The following is a 10,202-nucleotide window of genomic DNA, read 5'->3' on the forward strand; positions in this document are numbered from 1 at the left end:
TCCTTCTTTTGGGTTAGTATAACCTCTTAAGCGTGGTCCGATTTAATTATGCCACTACAGGCACGTCAAGGTGGTGGGTTTGAACTTTCTCTTTCCCAATCCAATTTAAAGTTGGCATAAAAACTCGCAAATTTATATCGTAGTTAGTAAATTAATTATAGGTAGCATACTTATCTTTTTCGATCTTATCTTTTTCGATGAGTCAATGATTGATAACCGATCATCTTGAGCTACATCGATTGATGATCTACAAGCCTCCAATTCTCAGATAAGATTTCGATCAGTTCTCTCTGCCTATGAGCCAAGTCCTGTGGAGTCCACTGTTGATAATTTATCACTTGAGTCGTTAGTGCATAAGAAGAAACGCCTTTCTTACCTAAAAAATAAGCTTTCTTTTTCTTATCGAAATCGTAGTTTTGAGCTTGTGAGTTTCTTCTACGGTTTAATGGGACTAAGTTGGCTATCTTGTGTATCCACTCTTTTCTATCTTCTAAAACAGGCCACCAAGAAGCCCACTCGCTTTCACTATTGACCGTTTGTGGTAAGACATGCTCTATCGTCAAGACCGTAGGGTCATAGGTCGCAGCCCCATCTGATACGAAAGCATCTAACCGTAGCATCAAATAGTTTCTACGCCTAGGTGTCAGCTCGTAGATATTGCTATCTAACGCTATGAGCATCTTCTTCTTCTCACCTTCAGAAAGCTCAACATCTTGTACTGGTGATTCTATCGTGTGCTCTAACTCTAGAGCATTGAGTACCTTGTTATATCGCTCAATACGCTCATTAATATTGTAAGCACATATATGCATGAATGCTGCTAAACGCTCCAAGCGTTCGAAAAACCACGCTACGTACTCTGGTTGATCTTTTTTAGTTGCTATAAATCTTATCGCTACAGGTATCCAGTCGGAATTGTCTATCCTATTAAGCCATCTAAGATAACGGTTGACCGCCTCTGAGTGAGAAACGGCTTCATATGAGCTGCTTTTTACTATACTTAAAGCATTCGCATATGGCTCCAAGACATCTGAAATAAGCACTTCAGGACTAGAATTCTCATTGAGTACATGCTCTCTAAACTCTTCAAGTAGTGAGCGTTTCGCTTTTTCTTTTGCATAAATCATCCGCACATAAGAAAATAGATCGTTAAACCTGCTTCTACCTAGTTCAACCTCCATATCCTCCCAACGTTCGTTATAGCTTTCCTGAATTTCTTCTGACGTTAATTGACCAATAGTATCTGCTTTAATTATGTCCGTTGGTTGAAGATCTAAGCCACGGCTATTCATTACTGAAAATATTCTAAATGCTGATTTTTGATTCGGTGTTGATACTGCTACTAGATAACACTTCTGGAGTAGAAAAGCCACAAACCCTTTAATCAAATTAGGATCATCTTTCAAATATTTCCTAGCATACTCGTAAAATAATTTGCTATTTCGTTTTATATTTAGCCGAGACTCATTATCTAATGCTACTTCGTCCAGCTCAAAAAGTTCATTAAAATTCAGACCTTGTACATAGTTTAAGAAGAATTCTTGGTCACGTTTTCTTACTGTTAGTCTTGCTTTGCTTTCTAAACCTTCAAATTCATTACCAGGCTCAAGTATATATTGATATAACGTCTCTCTTTGCTTACCTTGCATCTTAGCTGCTAGTACAGCTAACAATATTGTTAAAGTAGTTAAGCGTTGCTGACCGTCGATAACTTCAGCTTGAGGTATGCCTTCTTCTTTTATGAGAACAATACTGCCAAGAAAATACTCTTCATCAGGTTCAGCTTTATAAAAACTGTAAAGATCTTCAAATAGCTCTGAAGCCTGATCTATAATCCAAGCGTAAGGACGCTGATAAGACGGTATTACATACTCAAAGTCTGAGCTAAATATTTTAGATAATGGATAATCAGCACCGCTAAGACTTTTGCTCATTATTAAACTCTCTATTAAGGACTAACCTATACATGGAAATTATTATTTTGTAATTAAATTAATCGGAGTAGTCTACCATACGATCTTGAAATATCCTTCTAAGGATGTACTTCTGTGTAACATATTTAACAGCTCACGGTCCTTGATCTTGCCTTACTTCCAAACGTTTAAGCTGTAATCTGTCGGATAGCCTGCTAAGCTTAGATATAGCCATTCAACGTCATCCTATTAAATCTATATGCATGAGAATGAGGCGACCCCTTACAGCGCCCTACTAGCGGCTGCTTTTGATCAAGATAGTGATAGATGATTATTAACAAGATAAATACTTTTATCATTTCTCTGGAGAGACCCTTAAGCCCTTGTTTTATATATGTTTAATAGTGAAAAATAGCCTTTAAAGAATCTTTAAATAGTCTTTTATTCGAAAGACTATTTGCCTATTTCTATGAACGCCAAGTACCACCCTACACAATTTTTCCCTAACAAGATTTTGCGCATGAAATAGCCTTTTAATTGCGATAAAACTTTGATTGTAAACACAAAGTGGCTGAGGCCTTTTCTTCTGCCTAAAGTATATTACTTAGTGTATTAGATTAAGAAACCTCTCATAATACAAAAAAAATAAACCGCCCTACTTTTAAAGTTAGGACGGTCAGATAAATCTATACTGAACGTTCTGCAATCTTCGTATTAATCCATTCTGCAATCTCGCTTGCTACCCACACCACCCTTACCTGTGTCAGTTGTACCTTCTTAGGGAATGTTGGATCATAACGATCAGAATTTTCATTAACCATCTCATAAATCGTAGAACGACTAAGACCAGTATAGCTACCAACATCTTTAATACTCAATAGCTGTGGTATGTGATTACATTGCTCAATTACTGGCTGTGCTGCGTTTGAATTTTCCATGATTATCTCCGAATTATTGTATGGGAACATCTGTTCTCATACAGTCAGGGAGTCCTGTATTTTTTTATGAGACTTATATCGTCCGATAGACCTTATGCATAGAGTAATAAAAAGGAGCTGAATCATCAGCTCCTTTTTCTGTGTTAAAAATACTTTTAATAATAAGTTACATACACGACTATCTTAACTATTTAGAGCTTTCCTAAGCCTTTTGTTTGTGTAGCCTTTAGCCCGTTTATAAATATACTCTTCAATGAGATATAAAATAACTCGATCTTTGAAAAAACGCATGCTGATAAGACTGTGTTCATCTATATCTGATGGCGTACTCTTAGCTGAATCAGCTAGGATCGTACGCAGGCTTTCAATTTGAAGGTAGAGGGCATTAAATTCATAGTCTTCTAGAGCATCGACCAGTGAACCAACATATTCTACAACCATGGACTCGTAAACCTTGCCGCAAAATTCTTCTGTTTGGAACTTATAGCAAATATCATCCCATACATTTTTAAGAGGTTTTGTGGTTACCGTATCTTCACCAAAGCTCTGTAAATAACGTTCAGTCTGATTGGCAATTCTTTTAGATATTTTCTTAGACAGTTGTACTGAATTACTTAATGCCATTGTCTTTTCTAAATCCATTTTAGCTATCCTTACGTTAAACAGTAATAATCTGTTTTTAATATGCCGTTATGAAGAACTAGCACATTGTAAGACTTAACCTAGGTATTAAGCCACTAAAAATAAACCGATAAGAAATAAAACAAGCGACCTAAAATCGCTTGTTTCAACCTAACTAATTTACGCCGCATATCTTCCTCAATTTCTTTAGCTTACAGCTGTCACGCTTTGCAGCAGCCCTTGCTCAATGCTAGTCACGTTATGAGTGGCTAACCCGTTCTGATAACTCCCCTGTTGGCTATTGCTTACGTCATCTGTCTCCATGGGATAAAATTCTTCAGCCACATCAAGTAAGCCATCGTTATCAATTTCAAAGGATGAATTGACGTAACCCTGTTTTGCAGCCTCTTCTAGCGCTGCTTGATCAAAGCCGTGTTCGCTAAGCTCCGCATCAATTGCCTGCGCATCTTGCACTGCTTGCTTTAGTGTCACCCCATCACGTAGTGTCAAATCCACAAAGTAAATCGGCGTACGATAGCTTTGCGTGGTGCTTTTGCCTCTTAGGGTTAATTGCAGTGGTAAGCAGGACAGCTTATTGCCTGATACCGCAGCAAAGTAGCTCAGCCGTGCGGCAAGCGTGCGAATACTGTTAAAGCCTGTGGTGCGAAAGATAAACGTGCCTAACTCGTCGTCTTCACTCAGATTTGCGTAAAGTCTGCCATACGGCTTACAAGCACCGCCTTGCGCTAATGGGCAACGATCAGGTGACGGGCAAAGCAACGTTTCCACGCCATTGTTTGTACGGCGTTGACACTGCTCACCGTCACCCACGCATAGTGGCCGTCCGGTTTGTCTATCGAACAAGGTGTACTCAGCTCGCAGGTTTAGCTCAGGATCGTTAAACAACATGCGTACCGGTATGTGTCTCAGCTTACCGTCATTATTTGCGCGTAGCTTTTCATCGAGTGGATGGTTAATCCAGCCATCCTTATTTTGAACTTGGCTGGTGATAGTGAATTGATCGTCTTTAGCAGGCAAACGCTTGCCATCTTTTTGAATGACACGTCCAATACTGATACGACCTAAAACTGGTGGGGTTATGGTTAGACCTTTAATCATGGTGATATTCCTTATGGGTTTAATAAAATGTGTTTAGCCATAAAAAAGCCCACCGATTAGGGTGGGCAGTTATGCGCTTGTTTTGGTTAAGTGTAGTAGGTTTCGGCTTAGTCGTTTAAGATGACGAAGCGACGACTACCTTGCTTGGTTTTACTAAATTTAGCTAACAGCTCAGGATGCGCTTTGATAACGGCTTTGCTATCCAGACCGATACTATCTTTCGAGCGCTTCCAAGAAATTGCGCCTTTTTCAAACACAGCGACTTCATTATCGGCAATCAGTGTTTGCAGCTGGTGCTTAACCTGATCATGGCGCTGCTCTAACTCTTGCATGTAATCACGATAACTCAGCAGTTGCTCAAATAACTTATTGGCACCATCGTCATCTCGTAGATCAACCTTGCTTGAGGGTTTGGGCGTTGGATAAAGCTGCTTTAATGCTCGAGCTGCGGATTCTGAATGATCAGGCGTTGGTGGGGTGTCGGTCTGCACGTATTGCCAGAACAGACGCTCATGCTCCATGATGGACTCAATCAAGCGCTCATCCCGCTCAACCTTGTATATCTTAGCCTCGTGTCCACAAAGCAGCACGCAGATATGCGCCGCAGTTTTACCAGTGACCGCCAGCTGATGCTGCACTTGGCAGGTGACGTATAACGGCACGCCATGCTTCCAGAGCTTGGCACCATGTTCACCAGCGGTTTTGCACTCTAAAATCTGTACCTCACCACTACCAGTAATGGCATAGTCTAAATTTGCTAGCATGAATGGCTGCTCAGGATGCTGTAAGATAGCATTCACGCGGCGTACCTTATTGCCGGTATGTTCTTGATAGTATTTAGCGACCATCGGCTCTAAGGTATTGCCCCAATAGAGGGGTGAATAACCCTCAATGCTCTCATCGATGTCGGAGCTCATGCGTCCTGTCTTAATCATCCATAATTCCAGCATAGAGAGATACGGATGAATACCACAAGCAGCTGCTGCGTCAGAGCTGCCAATGCCTTGCTTGCGTACTTGTAGCCAGTCCTCACGGCTTAAATCTTTAGTATTAATTAAACGCTTGGCAGTCTTTGAAGTATTAGATTGGGCAGGTTTATCAGCAGTATCATTTTGCTTGGTTTTCACTACTGATGGTTTAAGCCTAACGGTTGCACGTTTGGTTTGTCTCGGCTGAGTAGTGCTGTTTAATGCGATCATGTTCATGACAAACTCCTTCGATAAATTGATTATTGGTATTAAATGAAATAAGCGGCATAAAAAACCACGCTCGAAGGCGTGGTTGATTGTATTTTCAGGTTTTAAATGTGGCTGGTTAAGCCAGCATCAGTAGCGATTCTTCTAAACCCTTTTGTTTAAGCTTAGCGCCAGAGCCAAACCAAGCGCCATCTAATCGATGGTCTCTCGACATCGCCCTGCGTTCATGATCGACGTATTCAGTGATACTACATAGCAAGCCGTAAGCGGTATCTTTGGCAGCATCAAGATCGGCTCCGCGACCTTGACCGTTAAACATGTTCATCACCTGATTCATCGCCTTGGCATTGGGCACCGCGTCTTTCTCTTTTTTAGCACTGTTAAACAGAATGATGTCATTGTCCTGATCATTAAATACACGGCTAAGATAGTTGGCTGCTTCTGCTTGGGTCACACGGCGCTCTGATAACTGCTTCATCTCATAGCTATGCTCATCCCATTGTTTCACCGACACGCCCAATTGCTGCTTAACCTTATCGGCATCAAAGGAGGTGGAGTGCGGTACTTTTACTACGCCTCCTGAACCATTCGCTAAGCTAATTGCTAGCGTGTTATTGCAGACCACACGGATCGATGTGAACTGAGCAGTAGTCGCTAACGTGCCGTCACAAGCGGTTGCAAGCAGTAAGTAGCCATTACTGACATCTTTACCCTTGAGCGTTGCTGACTGGCCTGTACGAGCCAATGCCCATAGCTTACGACCGCCCTTTAAGATGCCTGCCGTTTCAAGCTCAAAGTCAGACTGTTCCGTAAGATCACGATAGAACTCTAGAATCTCACGCGGCTGTACTTCCTGATAGCGTTGACTGACCACCGATAACGGCTCGAAGTTATCAGAGCGGTACAACACCTTTTGCTCAGCAAAGGGCAGGATCAGATTGTGACCTTTGTCATTGTTTGCCATGTAGCTAACGTCTGAGGATTCTATACGCCAATCCATACCCGCTTGCTTTGCCCAGATCTCGATAGGCTGCTTGGGAGCCAGCTCATTACCTAAGCCATGCCAAGGGGTTTCGCCAACGTATGCCATTGTGTCTATTAAATGTGCCATGATCATTGTCCTTTTAGATTTGATTAGAATTATGGGTTATGTAGATAGGTTAAATGCTGAAAGTTCTTGAGCAGGTATTGCAGGTATAACTGGGCTTTGCTGCTAAAACGAGTAAGGGTGGCTGTTGTAGCTTGTCTTTAGCCAAGCTAATCGCAGAAGCCAGTGCAGTACCTACCACTACACCGATTGCTGAATTGATTTTGTAGTACCTACAGATGCTTACACCAAGACCTGATAGGGCAGATTGTGAACACAGTTGCTCGAAGAGATTAAAGGGACTGTCAGTATCGGCAGTGCTTCTGACGTTCGCTGAATGACAGTGTGGGCAGATGGGTCTCATGAATAGCTCCTTTTTCGATTGCGCATAAAAAAGGCCTGCGATTAAGCAGACCTTTAATTAGGATAGTTTGGGGTTAAACAGTCAGGAGAGCGATGCTTCCTGACTGATCTCATAGGAATACTATATATCTAAAAATATTTTGTTATTCAGGCAAGCCTCTACGTTTTTTTGTACGATAAATACCATGACCAAAGGTACGCATGTTTGGTAACCAAAGTTTAAGTTGCTGCTCATTCTTGCTTGGCTTCGTTAGGTATAGAGCTGAAGCTAGAGCATTTTCAACTTCAATAGGATTATTTTGATGTATCATGCCGATACCTAGTTTGTCATGTTGCTTATACTGCTGCTTACGTTCTTTATCATGGTAGCTATAATATTCGCCTAGACCAGCGGTTACCTCCTTCCATTTCTCACCCACCTCTTTAGCAATATACCAATCATTCTGTCGCTCTGAACCATCATACATAAGCAGTAAATGACAGTGCAGCCCACCTTCTTCCCCACCTTGCTCAATAGCCCAAGCATTGCCTTGCAAATGCTCAAAGCAACTCTTTGGCTTGCAGTTTTTTGCTTTACCGATAAGCTCTCGAAACTTGCTCATGTGATAATTGAAGTCTTCAATGGTCACATGGTGGCTGGTTTCTTTTGCGTATTTTAGGTCGATACGTATAAAGAGCAGTCTTGAATAATGCCTGATTAGATTATTAATATAGCACCCTAGTTTATTTTTATTTTGAGATTCTTGGTAAATGAACGCATTACGTTCATTTTCAATATCATTTTTATAGCATGGCAGCATGTCGATAAAACGCTGAGTTTTATCATGATCCCAAATCACGTTTTCTGGATAAGTATCACCAACGATCGCTTGAGTGCTACTAAAAAATGATAAGACTGGCCGTGAATAAAATAGCTCACTATCGAAGTGAGTCATGAACGGATAATAAAATCCGTTCAGTTTATTTAAGACCTCATTAAAACAGATAGTGTTCGCTAGTATATCTGTAACAAGACTATGGACGTTTGCAGCAGCTAGCGGTTGGTTTAGGTGTGAGTAAGACATTATGGTATTCCTATGAAGTTAGTTTCATAGGGTGGGATCAGTCCGTATTTTTATAATGATGGTCGCTGAGAGTTATGCCCTCAGCAGTAGAACAAGTAGCTGCTGTGTTTAGATAATAATATAAATAACCCACTAAGGACGAGCTGCCGTAGTGCAGCTTTGTGTAGGCGAGCTCTAGAAATTATGGTGATAGGTAGCAGTGGATTATAGGACTTTAAAGACAAATGGTTAAAGTGGAGTTAGCTGAACGGCACTACCAATTAGTCTGAACAATTTTTCGCTATAATATTTTAGAAACAGGTGGATATCACAAATTTTTAAAGCTATCTACTCTGACTTAGAACTAGGTTTGATAAGCATATTTTCGCTATTAAACTACCACTTCCGATTAAAGCTGCTCATCATTATCTCTAGCAAATCCTAACTCAATAGTTGCTTGGCTTCGTCTACGCCAGTTTAGTATAGACTCGCGACATCCATCGCTTTAGCTAATCAGCCCATCGTTTAATACGTAATAAAAATATAGACTCTTACTGTAAGCTGGTATATATTAACTATAGGTAAATTATATCGCCTAATAACAAGGCCTGCATGTATTTATTGCTAGAAATAAACTATAAAAAAAACAATGTAAAACCTTATAAAAACTAGTTTTTGTATTGTGTTTTTCTATAATCTTTTATGAGGAAATGACATGGTGGATGGACAATTAACTAGGCTTCCTGACAACCAGCACTATCCATTTGATCAAGGATCAATGGAGTATCATAATTCTCAATACTTGAGAACTATGTCAGACTTGTACATAAAAAGTATAAGATCTGGGACTAAGCGTATTGAAGATTACTTCAAAGAATTAGATAAAATGAGTGTTACGGATGCAAAATCCCTACTATATACGTATAATATTTTACTTAATAAAAGTTGGGAAAATATAAATTATGACAATGATGATTATAAAAACTTATTGATCAAAGAGCTTAAAACCTGGAGTTCACCCATTGATAAATTTAATGAGTTATTGGATGTTAGAGCAACGAAGGTTTTACCAAAAAGTTATCTTGACTGGTTTAAAAATGATCTACGATGCTCACTTTTTATCACCAATCTTATCTATAATGTTTTTAAAAACTCAGCTTTTAAAGGTAAGGATGAGCTAATAACAGCAATTACAAGTTTTTTGCCATATAACATTATTTATTTTAATAGCCATGTAAATAACGAATTTGGTTATTTCAATAGAGTACAGATAATAGATGATTGGAAAGTTTCGAATTTACTCTCGATAAAATCCACGTATTTGAAAGGCCGTACACCTGATAAAGAATTAAAATGGCTTGATGTTGCTAACCATAATCAAATTGAATGGGTATATAGCTATATAGATAATGACAAGGATCAGCCTATAATCCTCAAGGATGTATTTTTCCCAGAGACTTTTGAAGAGAAATATGAGCTGGTACTAGCCCATTTAGACACACTATCAAACATTGAAAGCCCTAACATAGGAACTGAAAAGAATAAAGGTTACTCTGAGCGTAGCTATATGTTATACAAAATGAGAAAAGCTTGGGATGGTCGAAAAAATTATAGCTCTAAAAACGAAGAAGGCGATGGCATTATAAAAATATATAAGAAAAATCAGACTAAGTTAGAAAAACTTATAGCCTTTAGTGGCTTTACCGCTCAGAAAATGATAAACAATTCTATCGAACAGATGTATGATCAGCTTATTAAAGATGATACTGAAGCAGTAGATAAGAGCCTTTCCTAAAAACTGTGTAACTGCTTATAATCCACTAACCGGAGAATAAGCAATGACTAACCAATCTGACATCAAGAAACTGGCTGAGCAAATGGCCAGCAGCATGAAAAGCTTCGATGACATCAAAGACTTTCAA

At 39.6% G+C, this 10,202-nt stretch carries 9 protein-coding genes and 1 pseudogene; 2 read left to right on the forward strand and 8 right to left on the reverse strand.

Annotated elements, in window-relative coordinates:
- Positions 1-230: 230 nt before the first annotated feature.
- The 8 genes from FQV37_RS13505 to FQV37_RS13540 form a co-directional block, all read right to left on the reverse strand.
- On the reverse strand, positions 231-1,934 hold the full coding sequence (locus tag FQV37_RS13505; protein ID WP_160023661.1) for a DUF262 domain-containing protein: 1,704 nt from the start codon (positions 1,932-1,934) through the stop codon (positions 231-233).
- A gap of 665 nt (positions 1,935-2,599) precedes the next feature.
- Complete coding sequence (locus FQV37_RS13510) at positions 2,600-2,851, reverse strand: helix-turn-helix transcriptional regulator (RefSeq protein ID WP_068326701.1); 252 nt, start codon at positions 2,849-2,851, stop codon at positions 2,600-2,602.
- Positions 2,852-3,034: 183 nt separating this feature from the next.
- Positions 3,035-3,493, reverse strand: a complete 459-nt coding sequence (locus FQV37_RS13515) for a hypothetical protein (protein WP_068326698.1) — start codon at positions 3,491-3,493, stop codon at positions 3,035-3,037.
- 186 nt (positions 3,494-3,679) lie between these two features.
- Positions 3,680-4,591, reverse strand: coding sequence for a recombination directionality factor (locus tag FQV37_RS13520; RefSeq protein WP_101204331.1), 912 nt, complete (start codon positions 4,589-4,591; stop codon positions 3,680-3,682).
- A gap of 107 nt (positions 4,592-4,698) precedes the next feature.
- Positions 4,699-5,796: a YqaJ viral recombinase family nuclease gene (locus FQV37_RS13525; RefSeq protein WP_068326692.1), complete on the reverse strand. Its 1,098-nt coding sequence runs from the start codon at positions 5,794-5,796 to the stop codon at positions 4,699-4,701.
- A 109-nt stretch (positions 5,797-5,905) separates the two neighbouring features.
- Positions 5,906-6,898 (reverse strand): DUF932 domain-containing protein, encoded by a 993-nt coding sequence (locus FQV37_RS13530; protein WP_068034979.1) that lies wholly within the window; start codon positions 6,896-6,898, stop codon positions 5,906-5,908.
- A 49-nt stretch (positions 6,899-6,947) separates the two neighbouring features.
- On the reverse strand, positions 6,948-7,238 hold the full coding sequence (locus FQV37_RS13535; RefSeq protein WP_082787166.1) for a hypothetical protein: 291 nt from the start codon (positions 7,236-7,238) through the stop codon (positions 6,948-6,950).
- A gap of 142 nt (positions 7,239-7,380) precedes the next feature.
- Positions 7,381-8,301, reverse strand: a complete 921-nt coding sequence (locus tag FQV37_RS13540; RefSeq protein ID WP_068034978.1) for a YagK/YfjJ domain-containing protein — start codon at positions 8,299-8,301, stop codon at positions 7,381-7,383.
- A 694-nt stretch (positions 8,302-8,995) separates the two neighbouring features.
- Between FQV37_RS13540 and FQV37_RS13545 the strand changes: the two genes are divergently transcribed.
- Positions 8,996-10,075 (forward strand): hypothetical protein, encoded by a 1,080-nt coding sequence (locus FQV37_RS13545; protein WP_068034977.1) that lies wholly within the window; start codon positions 8,996-8,998, stop codon positions 10,073-10,075.
- Between the two features lie 43 nt (positions 10,076-10,118).
- Positions 10,119-10,202 (forward strand): annotated as a pseudogene (locus FQV37_RS14395) (transposase); the annotation flags it as partial.

Origin of the sequence: Psychrobacter nivimaris (assembly GCF_009812035.1) — a bacterium.
GTDB classification, from domain to species: Bacteria; Pseudomonadota; Gammaproteobacteria; order Pseudomonadales; family Moraxellaceae; genus Psychrobacter; species Psychrobacter nivimaris.